The sequence below is a fragment of the Nocardioides cynanchi genome (assembly GCF_008761635.1).
Taxonomy (GTDB): Bacteria; Actinomycetota; Actinomycetes; order Propionibacteriales; family Nocardioidaceae; genus Nocardioides; species Nocardioides cynanchi.
The window spans coordinates 3,726,304-3,746,698 of sequence record NZ_CP044344.1; the positions used below are offsets into that span (position 1 = coordinate 3,726,304).

The 20,395-nt window shown below is 65.5% G+C and carries 9 protein-coding genes; 5 read left to right on the plus strand and 4 right to left on the minus strand.

Going from position 1 to position 20,395, the window contains the following annotated elements; all coding sequences use genetic code 11:
- Window positions 1-249: 249 nt before the first annotated feature.
- From E3N83_RS18090 to E3N83_RS18100, 3 genes are read left to right on the plus strand one after another with little or no spacing between them, the layout of a single operon-like run.
- A complete protein-coding gene (locus E3N83_RS18090; RefSeq protein ID WP_151084521.1) occupies window positions 250-867 on the plus strand; it encodes a DNA methyltransferase family protein in 618 nt (205 codons plus the stop codon).
- Window positions 860-4,192 (plus strand): DEAD/DEAH box helicase, encoded by a 3,333-nt coding sequence (locus tag E3N83_RS18095; protein ID WP_151084522.1) that lies wholly within the window; start codon window positions 860-862, stop codon window positions 4,190-4,192. Before E3N83_RS18090 ends, E3N83_RS18095 begins: the two co-directional genes overlap by 8 nt.
- A 1-nt stretch (window position 4,193) precedes the next feature.
- Window positions 4,194-5,228 carry an Eco57I restriction-modification methylase domain-containing protein gene (locus E3N83_RS18100; protein WP_151084523.1) on the plus strand — a complete coding sequence of 345 codons (1,035 nt, stop codon included), beginning with the start codon at window positions 4,194-4,196 and terminating at the stop codon, window positions 5,226-5,228.
- A gap of 411 nt (window positions 5,229-5,639) precedes the next feature.
- Here E3N83_RS18100 and E3N83_RS18105 read toward each other — a convergent pair whose 3' ends face one another.
- Genes E3N83_RS18105 through E3N83_RS18120 form a run of 4 tightly spaced genes read right to left on the minus strand, consistent with a single transcriptional unit; the run spans window position 5,640 to window position 17,560 of the window.
- Window positions 5,640-10,472 carry a helicase HerA domain-containing protein gene (locus E3N83_RS18105; protein WP_151084524.1) on the minus strand — a complete coding sequence of 1,611 codons (4,833 nt, stop codon included), beginning with the start codon at window positions 10,470-10,472 and terminating at the stop codon, window positions 5,640-5,642.
- An 8-nt stretch (window positions 10,473-10,480) separates the two neighbouring features.
- Entirely contained in the window at window positions 10,481-12,130 is a 1,650-nt protein-coding gene (mads7, locus tag E3N83_RS18110; protein ID WP_151084525.1) for a methylation-associated defense system protein MAD7, read from the minus strand.
- Entirely contained in the window at window positions 12,127-15,936 is a 3,810-nt protein-coding gene (locus E3N83_RS18115) for a protein kinase domain-containing protein (protein WP_151084526.1), read from the minus strand. Before E3N83_RS18115 ends, mads7 begins: the two co-directional genes overlap by 4 nt.
- Complete coding sequence (locus E3N83_RS18120) at window positions 15,929-17,560, minus strand: 3'-5' exonuclease (protein WP_151084527.1); 1,632 nt, start codon at window positions 17,558-17,560, stop codon at window positions 15,929-15,931. Before E3N83_RS18120 ends, E3N83_RS18115 begins: the two co-directional genes overlap by 8 nt.
- A gap of 394 nt (window positions 17,561-17,954) precedes the next feature.
- Between E3N83_RS18120 and glmU the strand changes: the two genes are divergently transcribed.
- Together glmU and E3N83_RS18130 are read left to right on the plus strand one after the other, a co-directional pair.
- A complete protein-coding gene (glmU, locus tag E3N83_RS18125; RefSeq protein ID WP_151084528.1) occupies window positions 17,955-19,406 on the plus strand; it encodes a bifunctional UDP-N-acetylglucosamine diphosphorylase/glucosamine-1-phosphate N-acetyltransferase GlmU in 1,452 nt (483 codons plus the stop codon).
- A gap of 42 nt (window positions 19,407-19,448) precedes the next feature.
- The gene (locus tag E3N83_RS18130) at window positions 19,449-20,393 is read left to right on the plus strand and encodes a ribose-phosphate diphosphokinase (RefSeq protein ID WP_238343207.1); all 945 of its coding nucleotides are present in this window, start codon (window positions 19,449-19,451) and stop codon (window positions 20,391-20,393) included.
- Window positions 20,394-20,395 lie beyond the last annotated feature (2 nt).

Below are 20,395 nucleotides of genomic sequence, written 5' to 3' on the forward strand. Positions count from 1 at the left end.
AGGCGTCCCGCACTGTCATTCGTCACGCTTCCGCGGGCAACGAGATTGTCGGCTCCTGCCGCTAACCTCTAGTGCGAAGGCTCGGCTTGACCAGACTGGAGTGCTTGTGTCGCGATCACGAGATGGCCGGTTCGCCGACCTGCGCCACACGTCGGCCGACGACCTCGCCCTCACAGAGCTGCTTTCCTCATCGTCGGCGACAGTGCGGCAACGGTGACGGTGAGGGGGACGGTTGTCGAGGAGCAGGTCGTGAAGTCGCGGCACCGCGTGAAGACCTACGGCGAGGTCTTCACCCCGCGTCACATGGTCGACCAGATGCTCGACCTGGTCCGTGAAGAGCTGGAGACCGGCCCCGACTTCGTCGACAAGACCTTCCTTGAGCCGGCGGCAGGCCACGGCAACTTCCTCGTGGCGATCCTGCGCCGCAAGCTCCATGCGATCGAAACGCGGTACCCGGCTGAGTCGTGGCCGGCGGAGTCGCTGTTCGCGCTTGCCTCGATCTACGGCATCGAACTTCTCGAGGACAACCACCAGGACGCGAAGGCGGTCATGCTCGCCGAGTTCCACAGGTTCCACGATGCCCTCGGCACCCCCTGCAGTCCGACGACCGACCTGCACCAGGCAGCGGCGTTCCTGATCGAGACGAACATCGTGCGCGGCAATACCCTGGCCGGCCAGACCCCGAGCGGGGAAGACATCCAGTTCTCGTGGTGGCACCGGATCGACGGAAAGCCCGGCGAGGTGCAGCGCGATCCCTTTACCCTCGCCTCGCTCCGTGACGACGCTGGTTTCGATTTCACCGTCTACGACAGCTATCAGGCGTGCCGAATTGAGAGAGTTCACGAACAAGCAAAGACCGATGGCTAGCCCGAAGATCAGCACCTACCGCGAAGTTGTCCCGTACATCTACTCGTGGCGCACCCCAGACGTACCGAAGTACGACGGGTGGGAGAAGATCGGGTACACCGAGCAGGAGTCGGCTGACAAGCGCATCAACCAGCAGGCATCCCAGCTCAACATCACGAAGATCAAGGTCTGGGCGTACAGGGCGGCGTTCATCACCGAGGACGGCGGGTCGTTCCGCGACAGCGACTTCCACGCCTTCCTCAAGCAACAGGGCATCCCACGCGAGTTCGACCCCAACGCCACCCCGCACCGCACGGAGTGGCACAAGTTCGCCGGCGCCCCGAACACCAGCCAGCAGTACTTCTTCGAGTTCGCCTCGAAATCCTTCACCACACCGCTCGCTGCATCGCAGGACGACTACACGTTGCGGCCCGAGCAGCAGCAGGCGGTCAGCCAGGCGATGACGGCGTTCGGCCCGCACGGGTCCGGCGAGGTGCTCTGGAACGCGAAGCCGCGATTCGGCAAGACGCTGACGACGTACGACCTGATGCGGAAGATGGACGTCAAGCGTGCCCTGATCGTCACCAATCGCCCGGCCATCGCCAACTCCTGGTTTGACGACTACCAGCGGTTCATTGGCCACCAGACCAGCTACCAGTTCGTGTCCGACTCGCCGTCGCTCGCCCAACGCAGCCCGATGACCCGCGAACAGTGGAAGGCGTACTCACTGGAGCAGGTCGACCAGGACCCCCGCATCATCGATTTCGTCTCGCTCCAGGACCTCAAGGGATCGCAGTACTTCGGCGGCTCCTTCGACAAGCTCAAGCACATCGCGGACGCTGACTGGGACTTGCTCGTCATCGACGAAGCCCACGAAGGCGTCGACACGACGAAGACCGACGTGGCCTTCAACCAGATCAAGCGCAAGCACACGTTGCACCTGTCGGGCACACCGTTCAAGGCGTTGGCGTCGGGTCGCTTCGGAGAGGACCAGATCTTCAACTGGACCTACGAGAACGAGCAAACGGCCAAGGAGCAGTGGTCCGACGGGACGCAGGACAACCCATACGCCCAGCTCCCGACCCTCAACCTGCTGACCTACCAGCTCTCCCGCATGGTCACCGACCGGCTCGCCGAAGGCGTCGCACTCGACGAAGAGAAGGGGAACGTCGACTACACGTTCGACCTGGCTGAGTTCTTCTCCACCAAGGACAATGGCTACTTCGTCTACGAAGCTGACGTAGCGCGATTCCTGGACGCGCTTACGACGCAGGAGAAGTATCCGTTCTCCACCCCGAAGCTGCGTGACGAGATTAGGCACTCGTTCTGGCTGCTCAACCGGGTCGCCTCCGCCAAGGCGCTGGAGCGGATGCTCAAGAAGCACCCTGTCTTTAGCGAGTACACAGTCATCCTGGCGGCCGGCGACGGCCGGCCCCACACAGACGCCGGTGATGGGCTGGACGAGGACGCCGATGACTCAGTGACCGTGGGCAAGTCCCTAGACAAGGTCCGCGCAGCCATCGCGAAGGCGGAGGCCGACGGCGGCAAGACGATCACGCTGTCGGTGGGTCAGCTCACGACGGGCGTGACGGTGCCGGAGTGGACGGCGGTCATCATGCTGTCCAACTTGTCTTCGCCGGCTCTCTACATGCAGGCGGCGTTCCGGTCTCAGAACCAGTGCATGTTCATGCGGGGCGACAAGGTCTACCAGAAGAAGAACGCCTACATCTTCGACTTCGCCCCCGAGCGCACGCTGACAATCTTTGACGCGTTCGCGAACAACCTTGCCCCGCACCCACCGATCGATGCCGGTGAGCGCAGGGAGAACATCCGTCGGCTGCTGAACTTCTTCCCCATCCTGGGCGAGGACACCGAGGGCCGCATGATTGCGCTCGACGCCGCTCAGGTGCTCACGTTCCCGCAGGTGTTTAAGGCCCGTGAGGTCGTTCGGCGGGGCTTCCTGTCGAACCTCCTGTTCGCGAATGTGTCCGGCATCTTCCGGGCTGTCGAGCACTTCCAGGACATCCTCAACCAGCTCCCCGTCGCCAAGGAGAAGAAGGTCGAGAAAGGCAAGCCGGTCGAGGTCTCGGTCCCGCCACCGACCACGGACGCAGACGGAAACGTTCAGGTCGACGTCGGCACCGTCATCAACCCCAAGGTCGCCGAGCTGGGCAAGCCGGTCTACTCCGACGAGGACGTGCCGCCGCTCGACCCGGCCACGACGAAGGCGGCCGAGGCGGCTAAGCAGATTGCCGCGATCGTCACAGAGAAGGCGCGCGGGACACGGACCAAGGCCGCGGCCGAGTACGGCATGACAGCCACGCAGATCCAGAACGACGAGAGAGCCACCGAGGCGCAGGTGAAGGCCAAGGTGGAACGCGCGTACGTCGACCATCAGATCGCGCTCAGCCACATCGACGCCGAAGCCAAGGAAGCGGCGACCGAAGCCGAGTTCCAGGCGGTCGAGGCGAAGAAGGCCGAGGCGAAGGCCGAACTCGACGCACAGGTGCTCTCAATCTTCCACAACACGCTCGACACCGTCACCGAGACCGTCGTCAAGCGAGAGGAGACCAAGAAGGCCCAGAAGCAGGTCGACAAGACGATGGATGCGGCCCGCGACCACCTGCGCGGTTTCGCACGGACCATCCCGATGTTCCTCATGGCCTATGGCGACCGGAACATCACCCTTGCCAGCTTCGACGACTACACCCCGGACGACGTGTTCCACGAGATCACGGGGATCACCGAGGAGGACTTCCGCAAGCTCCGCGACGGCCGCGAGGTCTCCGACCCAACGACCGGTGTAGTCACTAAGGTTCCGGGCCTGTTCGATGAGGCAGTGTTCAACCAGGCGATCCAGGAGTTTCTCAACAAGAAGGACGAGCTCTCCGACTACTTCGACCCCGCGCTCACCGAGGACATCTTCGCGTACATCCCGCAACAGAAGACCTCGCTCGTTTTCACGCCGAAGCCGGTCGTGCAGATGATGTGCGACACGCTAGAGGCCGAGAACCCGGGCATCTTCTCCGACCCAGACAAGACGTTCGCCGACCTGTTCTCCACCGCCGGCCTGTTCCTGATGGAACTCGTGCGCCGGCTCGACAAGGGTCTGACCAAGACCTTCCCCGACCAGGACGAGCGGCTCCGGCACATACTGACGCGGCAGGTGTTCGAGATGAGCCACAACGAGATACTGCACGACATCACCTTGGAGGCCGTCAGCGGCGGAGTGCCGGATCGTCGAGCCTGGCTAGAGAATTCTGGGCACTTCCGGGTTGGCAACCTCGCCCGCATGACCCCCGAGGAACGAGAACAGATCGTGGACGACATGCTGGGAGACGACTGACATGGCCAAGAAGTTCGACGTCGTCATCGGTAACCCTCCCTACCAGGAGGAAGCCCAAGGCGAGGGCAAACGCGACACCCCCGTCTACCACCTGTTCATGGACGCGGCCTACGAGCTAGGGACCAAGGCCGTCCTCATCACCCCGGCACGCTTCCTGTTCAACGCGGGTTTCACGCCGAAGGCTTGGAACGAGAAGATGCTCACCGACCCGCATCTCACTGTGCCGATCTACGTCCGCGACAGCTCGGAACTGTTTCCGGGCACCAAGATTCGCGCAGGAATCGCCGTGACGTACCGAGACGCGGAGCGCGCCGCCGAACCTATCGAGACGTTCACGGCCTATCCCGAGTTGAACACGATCCTGCACAAGGTCCGCGAGTCAGGGACAGCGTTCATCGAGTCGCTTGGGATCACGAGCTCACGTTCTTACCGCTATACGGACAAGCTCTACGACGACCACCCTGAAGCGCGCGCCCTTCGCCCTGAAGGCAACGCTGCGCTGGTCAACACGAATGCCTTTGAGCAGTTCTCGTTCCTTTATCACGCCGATCCGCCGTCGGACGGTTTCGATTACGTTCAGGTCCTCGGAGTGATCAAGAACAAGCGGTTTCGCCGTTGGATCCGTAGCGACTACATCGCCGGCCCGGAGAGTTTCGGCAGGTACAAAGTTGCGCTCCCGAAGGCTAACGAGACCAACAAGTTTGGCTGGATGGCGGCCCCCGAGGTCGTGGAGCCAGGTGTCGCTGTTACCCAGACGTTCCTGACCATCGGCTCGTTCGCGACCGAAGCGGAGGCGAAGGCATGCTTCGCCTACGTGAAGACGAAGTTCGCCCGAGCCATGCTCTACGTACTCAAGGTGACCCAGGACAACCCTCGCGCCACCTGGAAGTTCGTCCCGGCCCAGGACTTCACGACGGCATCAGACATCGACTGGACCAAGTCGATCCCCGAGATCGACGCCCAACTCTGCGAGAAGTACCGCCTTGATCCTGAGGAGACCGCCTTTGTCGAGGGCAAGGTCGCGTCGATGGAATGATCGCCGGAGCAGCGGGCCCACGCGGCACCGAACAGAGCCAACTCCCGAGGTTCTGCGATCGATCGTCGGCTGCACGACCAGACGCGAGCGTTGGCCGACCGGGTCATGGAGATGTTGGTCGAAGGCACGAGAAGACGGACACTTGTTCGACCTGTTCTTCGCCAAGCCGGACTTGCAGGCGATGCTCCTGCAGTACCTCGCCAGCATCTAAGACGAGTGCCGCGCCGAAGTAGAGTGGCTGACCGCTTGCCACACCAGCGCACCAGAGGGTCAGGGGTCGGGAAGAGCACCGGAGACCCGATCCGGTCGCCTTCGTCGCGACTGCCAGGAAGACAGCGACCAGATCCGAACTCCAAGGTGGAGCCGTATCGGATCTTCCATTGGGGCGGCGTACCCTTGGCAGCAAGGGCCCTACGGTGCCATGTGGGTCCTTCGGGCCTGGGGGACGTCGGGAGTCGAAACGTAGGCTTGGCCTACGCTGAGCTTTTCGATCTCTAGGCTGAGATCTTGACCGGTGCGCCCCCGTAGATAGCCGGCGACCTGCTTGCTGGCCGGGAAATTGGTGCGGAAGACGATCTTGGTGCCCGCATTTCCCACGACATCCTTATGGAAGTCGGCCGCTCCCTGGCTCGCCACGACAATGACTACGCCGTATTTCCTGCCCTCTTTCATCAGCTTCGGGAGAGTGACGTCCTTCGCCAGACGGTGTGCCTCATCGAGTACGACGGCGAGCTTGAGCTTCCCGTCCTGCGGCCACTGGAACATGTCGCGGTAGACCTTTCGTAGCAGGAAGGCTCCGGCCGCCAGTTGCACCTGCTCTAGCGTGATGGAGCTGACGTCGATGACCATGCCGCTTGCGCGCGGGTCGAACGTGCCAACTGCATCTTCCGCGAACAGCCCGAAGTCGGTTAGCGGCCGGATGCGTTCGCGGGCGTGCTTGCCCTTCGCTGCGGCCTCGATGGCTTCGAGCTTGTCGGCGAAATGCTCGACTGTGGGCGCCTGCGGAGTCGTGCCGTCGACGACATCTTTGTAGGCCTCCTGAATGGCCTTGTACACGTGCGATTGCTGGATTTCTCCCAGACTCGCGACGTAGGCGACTATCTCGGCCGTCTCGAACGCCAAGGAGTTGAGCACCGGGCCTGTCTCGAGGACGCCTTCGAAGGGGCTGAAGGGGAGCCCGTGGCTGGCGTCGATCACGCTGGCACCCGGTGGCGGGTCGGTGGCCATGTCACCGTGGAAGTCCAACAGCAGCGACGGCAAGCCCGCTTCGGAGAACGCACGAACGATGCGTCGGGTCGTCACCGACTTGCCCTGTCCAGGTATGCCGACGACGAAGGCGTGCGGGCTGCCCTTAGTGCTCACCGACCAGACGACATCGCCTCCCTGACCGTCCTTGCCCAGCACGACGTCCAGCGTCACTGCCGAGGTCGTCGTCGAGGCGGGAGTGAGCTTCAGTTCGGGCTCCGGGACAGCTTCAGGTTCGAGTTCAGGGACGGGTTGGGGCTCGGCTCCCGGTTCGGGTTCGGCTTCGGCCCTTGCCTCCGAGCTTGGCGTCGCCGGCGTCTCGTCGAGCGTTTCGTCCTCGGCGTCCTCGGGGAGCACGAACGCATCGTCGCGCTGCGGGTCGAACTTCGTGGAGAAACCGGCCTGGCCCAGGTCGGCGGCGGTCAATACGGCGATCGGGACCTGACGGTGCTGCGCCGGGATGCCTGCCGCACCGTGGAGGCTGATGACGTAACCGTGCAAAGAGATCTCCACGGGCGCGCCGGTCTCGAGATGCCGGTCGATCAGCTTGTGGACACCTGCGAGCTTTTCCGGTGACAGCGTGCCGCTCACCGCGGCCCGCTCGGCGTAGTAGTGCAGCATGCCGGCGAGCCGCGCACGCTGGAGCGCGGCGTCGACACGCGGGGGGTCGGTCGCGAAGAACCTTGACACCAGCAGGCGCTTGGTCTCCTCGAGCTGGTCGACAATGTCGTCGGCGAGCTGTGTTGGGAGCGCCGCCGCCTTACGGGACTTCACCTCGACACACTCGATCCGCAGGCCGTTGCGCAGCACCCGCACCAGCAGGAGGTCGCACCGTCGCGCCGCATGATCAACTTCGCGTGCTTGCCGTCCAAAGATCTCGTCGTGTGAGTCGACAGGAACGATAATGGTGTCGTCCAGCTTCCTGCGGGCATCCAGGTGAGCCACGAGGGCGGCAAGGCTCACCGCTTCTCGCGCGAAGGATTCGCTTCCTTGCAGCCTCAGCACGAGGCGGCCGGAGATCGTGAGCAGCTTGTCGATGACCAGGGTTATCGACTGGTCGAGAGCGTCGAGGCCGAGCTCCTCCATCGCGTGCCCGAGGATTTGGGCGACTTCGGTGCGATGTTTCGTCGTCACCGTTAGGCGGTGGCTGAGCCCCTCGATGAAGTCCGGGGCGTAGTCGAGCATGTAGCTGTGACTGCCGAGTCCGATCGCGATTGGGTCTTCGTACAAGTCGAGCCCGACGAAGCGGTCGAGCGTCAGAACCCAGTCCGACAACTCGTGAAGCACGCGGATCGCCTGTAGGCCGTCGGGTTCGATCCCGATCCGCAACGCCGGAGGGGCGTGCAAGCCGAGTGTGGAGCCGAGCGCTGCCTGATGTGACTTGTGCGTCTCCACGACAGCTCGCCCTGGAGCCTCCGGTGTCGAGGCCAGCGCCGGTGACGCCAACCAACCCGGTTTGCCATCGACGGCCACTCGCGTCGTGATGACCGGTGTGAGCAGGTCGTGAAATGCCGTGAACCGGTCCGACCCCTCGTCAACAGCTGGGGCGAGTTCGAGTGTCGCCACATCCTGGATCAGCGCAACGTGGGCGGCACGATCGTCGGTAACGAGCGCCCCTGGCTCACGCATCGCGAGCCCGAGGGGTGGCGCCAGGTGGCTCTGACGCCCCGGCACCTGGGCGAGCTGCAGAGTGTGCTGCAGCTGCGCCAGTCGCGGCAGCGGAGCGGCGAAGCCGGCGTGACGGCCGTAGGCAACGACTTCCACTCGCGGCGGGGCCGCGGATGCAACTTCGTCAGCCGCGGCCGCGACGTCGACGAGCGATTCGACAGCCAGGCCGAGCACTTCGCCGTCGCCGGGGTTCATCGCAGCGAGGCGAAGTGCCTGCACTTCCGGGTGCGACTGGCGGAAGTCCCTGAGTCGGCTCGACACCATCTGGGCGACGGAGTCCAGCGCCTTCGATTCGCGCGGCATATCCAAGGCGGCGTAGACGACCGACGCCACCGCTTCGGGGGCAGCGAGATTGGGCTCGAGGAGGACAGCCGAGCCAAAGGCGACCTCGTCGAAGTAGACGAGGACCTTGCCGTCGGCGTTGGGGCCGGCAAAGGGGAGGTTCGTCGGCCGTACGCGGGCGAAAAGCGCCTCGTCGACCACCAAGCGGCGAGCCTTCGCGCCGCCGAGCGAAACGAGGTCCGTGCACCACGTTTCGACGACACCGTAGTGCGCCGCGATCCAGCCGAGCCGGAGTGGGTGGATCGGCAACACGACGACGGCCCGCTCGGTGCCGACCGACGTACCCACTTCCAGTGACAGGGTGTCGAGCCGCAGCAGCGCTTCCCGCAGCGCCCCGTCGGAGGAATCGAGGGCACGCTTGTAGGTCTGCACGTAGTCGAGTGCTGCCTGCCGAGCGGCCGCGTCCCAGCGGAAGACCTCAGGCACGTCATGGGGAGCGCCCTGCGCGAGAAGCGTGAGAAGCTCCTTGCGCTTCTTGGAGAACGCCAAGGGGAGGTCCCAGCGCTGCACTGTCACGTCGGCAGGGTCGATGGGGTCGCCGTACTCGGAGGTCGCCTCTAACGCCGTGACGCTGGGTTCGGCGATCACGCGGCGCTGTAGTTGCACCAGGATCGGTGCGATTCGCACCTGTGCCCCCAGGTGCTTCCCGATCCGTACCGAGAAGACCCGACCGCCGAAGTCCCACGCCTGCATGTCGACGTCGGTGTTCAAGGCACCGGAGAGCACCGCGTGCAGCTGGGCCTCCGCCAAGGAGCCCGCTGAAGGTTGGCGGGTCAGCCGTTCCGCTAGTGACTCCTCGAAGATGACTTCGAATTGGTCACTGTCCCTGACCGCCGGCGTCCCGTCTGTGAGCAGCATCGGGGTGCCGTTGGCGTCGAGTGCGGTGATGCGAACGACGAACAATGCGCCCGCCGCGAGGTCGTCGGCACCCAGCTCAAGTTTCAGGGTGGCGGACAGGCGTGTGCCCTTGATCTTGGTCTCGAGCGTGGAGGGAGTACCGTCATCGCGGAGGTCCTCCGGTGGCAGGAGTTCGAGAAGCCAGTTTGCGACGTCGCTTGGCTTGCCCGGCCGAGTCTTCCACCGGAGTCCGATCGAGCTCGGGTTGTCCTGTGACGTCTGCACGAAGAGGGCTCCGTCGTCCGTCGCCTGTAGCTTGCTGAAGGCCTCTACGCCGCCGTCCGGTTTGGTGAAACTGTCTAGCTGAAGATCAATGAGCGCGGACTCGACCTCGCTATCGAGTGGTATGCCGGCGAGGGTGATGCCGTGTTCCTCGAACAGCTTGCGCGTCCAGCCGATCGTGTCGCGGAGATCGGCGACCGCGGGATTAAGCACCCCGACCAGCTTCTCGAATACCTCTCCCTGGGCGACGCGAGCCTTGCGCAGTCGCTCGCGGACCGTCGCGGTCGCCACGGCAGGCCTAGCCACCTGGGCGACCAGATCGGCATTGCGATCCAGATTGGCTCGCAGCTGCGGCGGCTCCGACGTGTCGACGATGAGACCGACCCGCCACAACTCCTTTCCGAAGTCGGCGGAGTCTTCGGACTCCAGCACCGCTGCCAGGAAGTCGAGCCTTGCCTCGATCGGCACGCGCGACCTCCGCAGCACGAGCGTGACGGGCAGTTCCGGCCAGCGAGATGCGACTTCGTGCTTGAGGCGCGTTGCGACCTCCTCCAGCTCTCGGACGAGGGGGAGACGTTCGAACGAGTTGTCCAGGGAGCTCGCAGCATGGGCCAGGCCGGGCGGGACCATCAGAACGAAGGCGTGGGTCTTGTCGTTGCGGATGCCGACCGCGGACTCGACCGTCACGGCGTCTTCCTGGTCTTGCACAGCAAGTACAGCGATCCGTACCTTGGCTGCGTCGACCTCCTGCCGGACGAGCGCGGCCAGTGCGAAGGCGTCCTCCTCGAGGATGTCGTCGACGCGGACACAGTGGCCCGCCTCGGCGCCCCGCACCGAGGCGACGATCCGGGAGGCGAGCGCCTCGAGCACTCGGCTTCTCATTCGCCCTCCCTCAAGTTGACCAGCGGGTTGAGAACCCGCTGGGCGCTAAGGTCGTCGCTTAGGCCTTCGAAGACGCCGAGCAGCTGAAGCCGATACTTGAAGGCCTCAAGGTTGTGCGCCGCAGCCGCCCGGTTCTCCGCCGAGTCCAGCCCTGCCGGCGGCCGATCGACCAAGAGCCCGAACCGACTCTGGAGCTGATCGAGCACGTCGCGGATCGGGAGTTCGGCGAGGGCGGGTCCGCCTCCTGAGCGGGCGAAGATGACCGCGAGGAGCGACGCCAGCAGCTTGTCCGACGGCGCGTATGTCCATGACGGCCGCGCCTTGAGTGCACCTGCCAGGATGCCAACGTCGGTCTTGATTCCGCCGGTCGACCAGAACCACTTGAACGCGTTCTCGTAGCCCCGCTTCTTCAGTGCCTCGACGAGCACGTCGGTGAGCCGGTCGGCGATCGGCCTGGAGTCTGCGGCCATCGCGGCGAGGAACGGCGTCGTGTCCTCGTCGTCCGTCTGCGTGTTCTCCTGCTCGACCAGTGAGAAGAGGTATTCCAGGTGGGCCTCGACTTTGGGCGCTTCCTTCGACCTTGCGAGCTGAGCTAACTTCTCCGCAGCGCTGGTCGCGTCGTCCTCGAAGATCGGCTTGGAGACCGGGGCGGTGCGCATCGACAGCAGGTAGAGGCGATCCCAAAAGAACTGCCGAGTGACCTCAAGGTCCCGCTGCACGCATTCACGAGCCAGTAGGTCCGACTGCGATCCCTTGTCACCGGTAAAGTCAACGTACTGCTCCAGCGGATTCGAGGCGGAGGGCCCGGCCATGTCGGCGGTGAGTTCCCCTTCGGTCTCAATCAGGGCACGGGTGGCAAGAGCTGAGCGCAACGGCAGCTGGAAGAGCCGCAGGCCGATGATGGCGGCGAGGTGTTGAGACATCACTAGGGCGGGCGCTCGATCACCGTACGCCTGGATGTAGTCGAGGACGTCGGTCCCCAATGGCCGTGTTGCCGCCGGGACCGGCGAGTCGATGGCGAGGTCCTTGTCGGGCGACGCTGTCTTCTCCTCGAACTCCTCCAGGAAGTACAGGGAAAGCAGGGCTGTGATGTCGAGGTCCGCGGCGCCGTCGTACGACGGTCCCCACTTCGGCGGGTCGCTGAAGTCCACGCCGCGCCCAAAGGCGGTCTTGAACCGCTCATGGATCCACGTCTTCGCCTTGCCCTCGCCGTCTTCCGGGCGACGAGCCATCGCTTCACGCAGCAGCTCGCGGTAGACGATCAGGTCGGCGCCGCGGTGCCGGCTGCGAGATGGGAACCCTGCACGGAAGACGGCGACCGTCGTGGGGCGGAAATACTGCATCTGCTCAGTTGCGCGGCTGAGGCCAGCTCGGCCCATCTCGACGACCGATGCCCGTAGCCAGCCGTCTAGGACGGCCTGACCGCGGCCGTCACCGAAGCCGACGAGACGGTTACTGCGGCCGAGCGCGGCGCGCTTCTCGTCGTACTGCTTGGCGGCAGCGAGATTGGTTGCGGTCCGCCCCTGCTTGATGGCCATCTCGAATATCTGGGTGAGCATGCGCTCGACGTCAGTGTCGTTAGTGTCGACGACGGTGAGCTCACGGAACGTGAACGTGCGGAGGTTCTTCGGCAGGTCGACCTTCATGCGTTCGCGCCTTCCCGTGTGATGACGCCATCGACGATCTTGATGGCATCGGGGCGCCCGGCTGGGTCGACCACTTGGACGCGATGGGCCGGAGTCGTCCGCAGCACGTTGCCGAACGCGCTTAGCTCCAGCTTCACCGCATCGGAGCCGGCGTCGCCGAGGATCTCGCCCTCGGCCGCGCGCCGGACAAGCTCGTAGGAGTCGAGCGTCAGCACGATGGTGCCAAGTGCGTGCGACAGCTTGAGACCGTCGGGCTGCTGTTCGACGTATGTCGCGTCCGTTGGGAGCGGCTCGAGTGTGAACTCCTCTGCCGGGATTTCGCGAAGGACCGACCAGCCGGCACTTTCGCCGTCAAGCAGGGCGAGCGCGGATCCTCGGTAACCGTGCGCCCCGAGCACGCGGCTGAGTCCGAGCAGGACTTTGGCAAGCACGAACTCAATGTCCTCACGCCCGTCAAGGACGCCGACGAACTCGTCGAAGAACCGGTACGCCCGAACCTCGCCGCGGCCCACGCCGCTCTGCCCGGCGCCATCGAAGAAGAGCTGCCGCTTCTCTGAGCCCGGACGGCGTCCGCCATCGAGGACGAACCTGCCGTCGCGCAGCGCACGCTCGACGCCAGGGGCGCTCAACAGGTCTGGGTCGACGGTCGCCCACTCGGCGACGAGGTAGTCCTGGTTGCCTGCGTCGAAAGCGACGTCGAAGACCCGGGAGTCGTCCGTCATCCGCAGGTCGCGCCCGTCTGCGAGCGCGGCGTGGATGTCTTCGCAGCCTCGGTCGCCGGTGATCGTCCAGGCGATGGCTGACCGAACGTCGCGAAAGGTCGCTCGACGCTTGCGGCGCAGGTGCGAGATCGACACTAGTTCCAGTAGCGGGCTCTTGCCCGCCTCGCGCAGCAGGTTCCGGTTAGCGAGAATCGGACACACGCCTCGAGCTGTACACGTCCGGCAGTCGGTCCACAGCGCCGGAGCCACGAACGAATCGAGGACGGCGCCTGCCAGCCCGTGGTCGTCAGGCGCGGTGGGTGCCACGGACCGGCGCTTGAGGTCCACGATCGCGATCCTGGGCGTGTCGGTTGGTTGGCCCTGCGAGTAGCGGCTCACCGCGACATAGCAGTCCGGGAAGACGTCTTGGTGGGCCACGAAGAAGTTGAGAAGCCTGCCGTCATTGATCGCGACGAGGGCGGTGTGTTCGGCATCGCCCATCAGCGCCTCGCTGAGGATCTCGTCAGACGTCTTCCCGTCACGCGCCTCGCTTGCGTCGTAGACCGCGGCGTACGTGCGGCTGCCGCGCTTCATTCGCCAGCCCGCCGCCGTCGGCTCCACGACGTCGTGAGCGCCTGTCTCGAACAGATACTCGCGCAGCGTGTATAGGTAGGAGGTCTTGCCGTCCCCTGGGTTGCCGGTCAGGAGGACGACGTCGAGTTCGCCGGCCAGCACGCTCGGAGTGAGGCGGGTGTCGAGCCGGGTCTCGACATATGTGTGTCGTGCGAACTCGTCGTCGAGTCCGCGGTTGCCGGCGTTGCCCACGGCGCTCCCGCGATATAGCCGACGCAGGCTGAGCACGGTCGGGTTGATAGCCTCGCGGCCCTCCTCGACCTTTGCAGCGGCGACCGTCTTGAGGTACGCCGCGAAGCTCGCGGCAGTCACCGGATCGCCGTCCAGGAGCCGGTCTTGAGGACTTAGTGCCACCAACTTGAAAAGCGCATTCGCGACTGCGGCGCCGGTTGGGCCCCAAGTCTCCTCTTCCTCGGCGGTCAGTGGATCGAGCTCGTTCTTATCCCAATCCCTGAACGGCGGCCGGCCGAGCATCGCATGGAGCAGGCTCGCTCCGAGTGCGTACAAGTCAGCGGACACCGACCAGTTTCCGGTTGCTACCTCGGGGGCCATGTACCAGGGAGTCCCCACAACAGAATGCGCGTCGGCTCGGGCGACCGAGAGCCCGAAGTCGATCAGGACTCCATGGCCGTCGTCGCGCACGACGATGTTGTTGGGCGAGATGTCGCGGTGCAGCTGGCCTTCGTCGTGAAGGTAGGCAAGCGCTTCCAGAATGTCCAGAGCGATCTTGCGGTAATCCTCCTCTGTCGCCGTACGCTCCTGACCCAGCTCCTTCAGGGTTCGGCCCGCGATGTAGTCCGATACTAAGTAGACGGGCGGCACCGGTGAGAAGTCCCAGACCCGCGCACAGCGCGGGTGGTGCAGTTTCGCCGCCGCTTCAAACTCCAATTGCGCATTCGCTACCGCCTCGGCCGCGTGATACTGCTTGATGACGCGCTGAGCGTTCACCTGGGTGTCGGTCGCCAGCCACGAGGACGCGAAGCCGCCTTGACCGAGCATGCGCTCGATGCGCCAGCGCCCGTTCGGCCCGACGGCATTGCCGACGGCGAACAAGTCAAGTGGCCCCTCCTCGCCACTAGCGCCTGGCGCCGCGGGTGGAGTACCGGGTGGTGACGGCGGTGGCGGCGGCTGGAGGAGCTCCCGCAGCTTCGCTGCGACCTCTGCTGCCTCGGGGCGGTCGGCCAGCTCGTCGGCCAGGCATTCGGCGAGGAGCTGAGTGACGGCGTCGAGTTGGGCGACGGCAGACGCAGCCGCCTTGATCACAGCGGAATCCTTGACGGCTACATCTCCGTTGATCCACCACAGCAGGGTCAGCGCGAGGGAGTAGACGTCTGCTTTCGGGGACGCCCCGCCGATGAACTGGGCGACTTCGGGCGCGCGGAAGGGGACCGAACCGTCGACGGTGTCGGCCACGATCGGTCCGACTGTGACCTGACTATCTGCATGTGCGAGGTAGAAGTCGCGGAAAAGGACCCGGTCGTTCTTGCCGACCAGGACGCGTTCAGGCATCAGGCCGCGGTGCGCGACCCCTGTCTGGTGCACCTCGGCGAGGGCGTCGAAAGCGTCGAGGACGATCCCGGCGGCCCGCTCGGTGAGGCCGTGGCCGCGCTTGACGTCGAGCTTGCCTGCAGCGGCGTGGCGGGCGAGAGAGACGCTCGGGATCGGCCGCGTCGGGAGGACGATCCAGCGCCGAACCTCATCGACGAACGTCGCCTCGACCGGCCAGGAGCGCTGGATGTCAGCGATCTTCTTCGTGGCCTGGCGCTCGTGCGTCACGAGCTGCTGCACGTCGATGCCTAGTCCCCAGCCGTCCATCGGGTACGCCCGCAGCAGTGCGGGATCGCCATCGCTGTCCTTGGCGTAGAACACGCGCGAGCGTCCTACACCCTCGACCTCCGATTCGACATCGAACGGTCCGAGCTTCAACGGCTTGGTCTCCCGCACACTCAGTCCGCTGACGAAGTCGATCACCTTGTGGCGGATCTGCTGGAAGCCGGTGACGCCGCTATCGGCGTGCTGCAAGACCTCGGCGGCTTCCGAGAGCGGGAGGATCTGGTCGTCGTCGTACGGGTAATTACTGGTGTCGAGATCAAGTTTTGGATGCGAAAGAACAACTCGCGCTTCGACAAGGTGGCTCCCCTTGGCGGCCGCGCTGTAACCAGGAATCGCGCTCTTGAGTACACCGGCGAGGATCTTGGCGACCTGGCTGTTGCGGCCGATGGGGCTCTGCCGAAGCTCACCCTTAACCAGCCAGCCGCCATTCTCGACCTGGATGGCGGGACCCCAATGCTTCTGCTCAAGCACGAAGACGCGGTTGGCCCCGACGACGAGCAGGTCGATGTCGTCCTTCTGTGGCGTCGGCAGGGCTCGGCCCGCAACGATTACCCAATCGGCGGGCAACTCGGACGCCAAGGTCTCGGCGGTATCCCGCTCACCCGGGCCTACATAGGAGTAGACGACTAGCTCAGCCACGATCAGGAATCCCGTCGTACTGGTCGGGCCACAGCCACCGGCGCACGTAAGTCTCGTCCGTGCTGAGGATCTTGAGATAGCTATTGTCGCGGGTGTAGGTGACGAGGAGCTGGTCCTTAGCCCGGGTCGCGCCCACGAAGGCCGCTCGGCCCACCCTTACCGCATCGCCGTCGGCGGGATCAAAGGCCGGGAGGGTGTCGAGGCCGAAGAGGAAGACGACCGGGAACTCGTGGCCCTTCGCCGAGTGAGGCGTGATGATCTTGACCGTGTTCGTCGTGCGGTCGAACGCCTTCTTATCGTCCTTAGACATGACCGCCGTGTAGGGGATCTCTAACGCGTCAAGCGCGGGCCTGATCTGACCGATCAAGCCCTTGTACCTGGGAATGACAACGGCCATGTCGCCCGGCTCGCGATCTCCGCTGGACCGCATCAGGTGGGCCTCCCACGCGATCGCGGCCGCTTGCTCAGCTGGGGAAGCAGCCCAGATCAGGTCGACGGGCTCGCCGTCCGGTGCCTGATCCATCGAGGCGACCGTGAATTCGTCGTTGAGGCCCCCGACGGCCCCAAGGATGCTGCGGGTGCTGCGGTAAGGCCGACTGAGATGTAGCTCCTCGACCCCGCGTTCCTTGATGACCCTCGGGAGATCATTGTCGCCATAAAGTGATTGGGCCTTGTCACCAGCCATCACCATGCCACCCCGGCTGGGTTCCAGTCCTTCATACACGATCGCGAGCCATGACTGGTTGAAGTCCTGAACCTCGTCAAGGAGCACGGCTTCGGCGATGGGCCGCCTTCCGCTCAGTCTCGCCTGTGCGAGATTCCGGCTGTTCGCTGCCTCGTTGGTGAAAGAGAACTGGACCCCGAACTCGGAGGCGAAGGGCCACATCGTCGTCACCTCGACATTGCCGTAGCCCGCCACCAGGCTCTTGAGGTACGGCACCAGCGCGTTATTGAAACAGAGAAACTTGATCCGCCAATCCGGGTGGTGCTCGGACAGCCACCGTGCTCGAGCGGCGAGCACCAGTGTCTTGCCGCTGCCCGGCGGCCCCTGCACGCGCGCGACGTCGATGTCGTCACGCTGCGCAATCGAAGCCTGCGCGGCATCGAGCGTGACCCGCAGCCTCTCGCGCTCCTCAGCACCCTCGTCATGAGCGCCACGACGGAAAGTCGTCTCAAACGTGAACGTCGGCTCCAGCAGCTCGGCGATCGCAGCAGCGAGCTCCTCGTCGAGAGGCTGGGCTGGGACGGCTGTTAGCCAGGCCAGATCGATCAGTTGGGCGGGACCGATGCTCGTGCGTCCGCCAACCCCGAGGGTTGGCTCGGGGAGTTCGCGGTGGGGATTCAGCACCACCCGCCCGACAGGGGTTGCCGCGTCCAGCCGCAGAGTCTGGCGCAACGTGTGCACCTTCTCGTTGAGACGGAGGAAGGGAGCGGGATCGCCCACATCGACTCCCGACTCATCGATGTCGACCGCCACAAGGCCGATCTCTGGGTGGAGCACCACGAGGCTCGGCTCGCCTTCGCCCGCAAGCAGGACCGCCCGGCCGCCAGTATCCACGAGCTGGCTGGTAAGCGTGTGGACCACAGTCTGAGCGTCGATCGTGGCGGCCGAACTTGTCGCCATCGCCACCAACCTCCCAGACGTCAGTCACCGTGTGCGGGCCCAGGCTAAGCGATCCTCACGTGGCGCGGGCGACATCCGGGCGATGCTCGGCTCCAGAAGCCTTCCGCCAGATCAGTCGGCACACGGTGCGGCACACGAATCGGATGTCGAACCCCCTCCACGGTCTTCCAGCCAACTCCAATCCTTCGCGATTCTGAGCGTGAATCGTGGACTGAATTCGGCCGATCTCGACCCTGAATCGAAATTCAAAGTCAGGCGGGCCCTGCCGGCAGACCAACCGGGGATCGGTGCTCAAGGTTAGAGCCCGCCCGACGGGGCAGCACGTCGACCACCCGCGAGATCAGCCTCCCGGACGATGGCCGCACCCCCACGAGCAAGGCATAGGTTGGACCCCATGCCCAGCGACCTGACCGTGATCGTGCTCGCCGCGGGTGGGGGCACCCGCATGAAGTCCGGGACGGCCAAGGTCCTGCACGAGATCGGGGGCCGCAGCATGGTCGGCCACGTGCTGACCGCGGTCCGGGCGCTGGAGCCCACGCGGATCGTGGCGGTCGTGGGCCACCAGCGCGACCAGGTGGGCCCCCACATCCAATCGCTGGCCCCCGAGGTGACCCTGGCGGTCCAGGAGGAGCAGCACGGCACCGGGCACGCCGTCCGGATCGCGATGGACTCCCTGGCCGGCTCACCCGGTACGACGACCGGCACCGTGATCGTGGCTGCCGGCGACACCCCGCTGCTGCGCGGTGACACCCTGCGCGACTTCGCCTCGGAGCACGAGGCGGCCCAGTGCGCGGTCAGCGTGCTCAGCGGGGTCGTCGGCGAGCCCCACGGCTACGGCCGGATCGTGCGCAACGACGAGGGCGACGTCGAGGCGATCGTGGAGGAGAAGGACGCGACCCCCGTGCAGCGCGAGATCGCCGAGATCAGCTCGGGCATCCTCGCCTTCGACGCGGCCTTCCTCGTGGAGTCCCTGCCCCGCCTGGGCAACGACAACGCCAAGGGGGAGTACTACCTCACCGACGTCGTCGGCCTGGCCCGCGACGCCGGCCTGGCCGTCGGCGCCTTCCCGATCGACGACGTGATGCAGACCGAGGGGGTCAACGACCGGCTCCAGCTGGCCAACCTCGGCCGCGAGCTCAACCGGCGCACCCTCGAGGGCTGGATGCGCGAGGGCGTCACCGTGATGGACCCCGCGACCACCTGGGTCGACTCCGGGGTGAGGCTGGCGCCCGACGTGACCCTGCTGCCCGGCGTCCAGCTGCTCGGCGCCACGGTCGTCGGCACCCACACCGTGATCGGGCCCGACAGCACGCTCAAGGACTGCGAGATCGGCCGCCACGCCCGCGTGGTGCGCTCCCACGCCGAGCTCGCCGTGATCGAGGACCAGGCCAGTGTCGGCCCCTTCGCCTACCTCCGCCCCGGTACGACGCTCGGGCAGGGGGGCAAGATCGGCACCTTCGTGGAGACCAAGAACGCCCGGATCGGTGACGGCGCGAAGGTCCCCCACCTGTCCTACGTCGGTGACGCCGACATCGGTGCGGGCACCAACATCGGCGCCGGCACGATCTTCGCCAACTACGACGGCACCAACAAGCACCACACCACGGTCGGGAAGGGCGCCAAGACCGGCGCCAACAACACCTTCGTCGCGCCGGTGACGATCGGCGACGGCGCGATGACCGGCGGCGGTGCCGTCGTGCGACGTGACGTGCCGCCGGGTGCCCTCGCCGTGTCCGGAGGTCCCCAGCGCAACCTCGAGGGCCGGTCCCACGTCCGGCGCGAGCCGCCCACGGCGCCCGACGCGCCCCACGTGGAGGACGCCGCCGCCGGTGGGGGAGAATCCTGACCCGTGAGCGCCAAACGCAAGCTGACCACCAAGAAGCACCTGATGGTCTTCTCCGGGCGGGCTCACCCGTCGCTGGCCGAGGAGGTCGCGGTCGAGCTCGGCATCGGGCTGGTGCCGACGCAGGCGTTCGAGTTCGCCAACTCCGAGATCTACGTCCGCTACGAGGAGTCGGTCCGCGGCTGCGACGCCTTCGTGATCCAGAGCCACACCGCTCCGATCAACGAGTGGATCATGGAGCACCTGATCATGGTCGACGCGCTCAAGCGGGCCAGCGCCAAGCGGATCACCGTGGTGATGCCCTTCTACGGCTACGCCCGCCAGGACAAGAAGCACCGCGGCCGCGAGCCGATCTCGGCGCGGCTGATGGCCGACCTGTTCAAGACGGCGGGCGCCGACCGCCTGATCACCGTCGACCTGCACGCCGACCAGATCCAGGGATTCTTCGACGGGCCGGTCGACCACCTGATGGCGCTGCCGATCCTGGCCGACTACGTGCGGGAGAAGTACGGCGAGCAGCAGCTGGCGGTGGTCAGCCCCGACGCCGGCCGGATCAAGGTCGCCGAGCGGTGGTCGGCTCGGCTCGGTGGTGCGCCGCTGGCCTTCATCCACAAGTCACGTCGTACCGACCGTCCCAACGAGGTGGTCGCCAACCGCGTGGTCGGTGACGTCCGCGGCCGGATCTGCGTGCTGGTCGACGACATGATCGACACCGGCGGCACCATCGTCCAGGCCGCCGAGGCGCTGATGAGCGACGGCGCCGCGGGCGTCGTGATCGCGGCCACCCACCCGATCCTGTCGGGCCCCGCGGTCGATCGGCTCAAGAACAGCTCGGTCACCGAGATCGTGGTCACCAACACGCTGCCGATGTCCGACGCGCAGCGCTTCGACAAGCTGACCTGCCTGTCGATCGCCCCGTTGCTGTCGCGGGCGATCCGCGAGGTCTTCGAGGACGGCTCGGTCACCTCGATGTTCGAGGGTCACGCCTGAGC

What these genes read in the sequence shown, in the direction of transcription:
- E3N83_RS18095 (WP_151084522.1), top strand. Translation starts at nt 860, where the DNA reads ATGGCTAGCCCGAAGATCAGCACCTACCGCGAAGTTGTCCCGTACATC.
- E3N83_RS18100 (WP_151084523.1), top strand. Translation starts at nt 4,194, where the DNA reads ATGGCCAAGAAGTTCGACGTCGTCATCGGTAACCCTCCCTACCAGGAG.
- mads7 (WP_151084525.1), bottom strand. Translation starts at nt 12,130, where the DNA reads ATGAAGGTCGACCTGCCGAAGAACCTCCGCACGTTCACGTTCCGTGAG.
- E3N83_RS18120 (WP_151084527.1), bottom strand. Translation starts at nt 17,560, where the DNA reads ATGGCGACAAGTTCGGCCGCCACGATCGACGCTCAGACTGTGGTCCAC.
- glmU (WP_151084528.1), top strand. Translation starts at nt 17,955, where the DNA reads ATGCCCAGCGACCTGACCGTGATCGTGCTCGCCGCGGGTGGGGGCACC.
- E3N83_RS18130 (WP_238343207.1), top strand. Translation starts at nt 19,449, where the DNA reads ATGGTCTTCTCCGGGCGGGCTCACCCGTCGCTGGCCGAGGAGGTCGCG.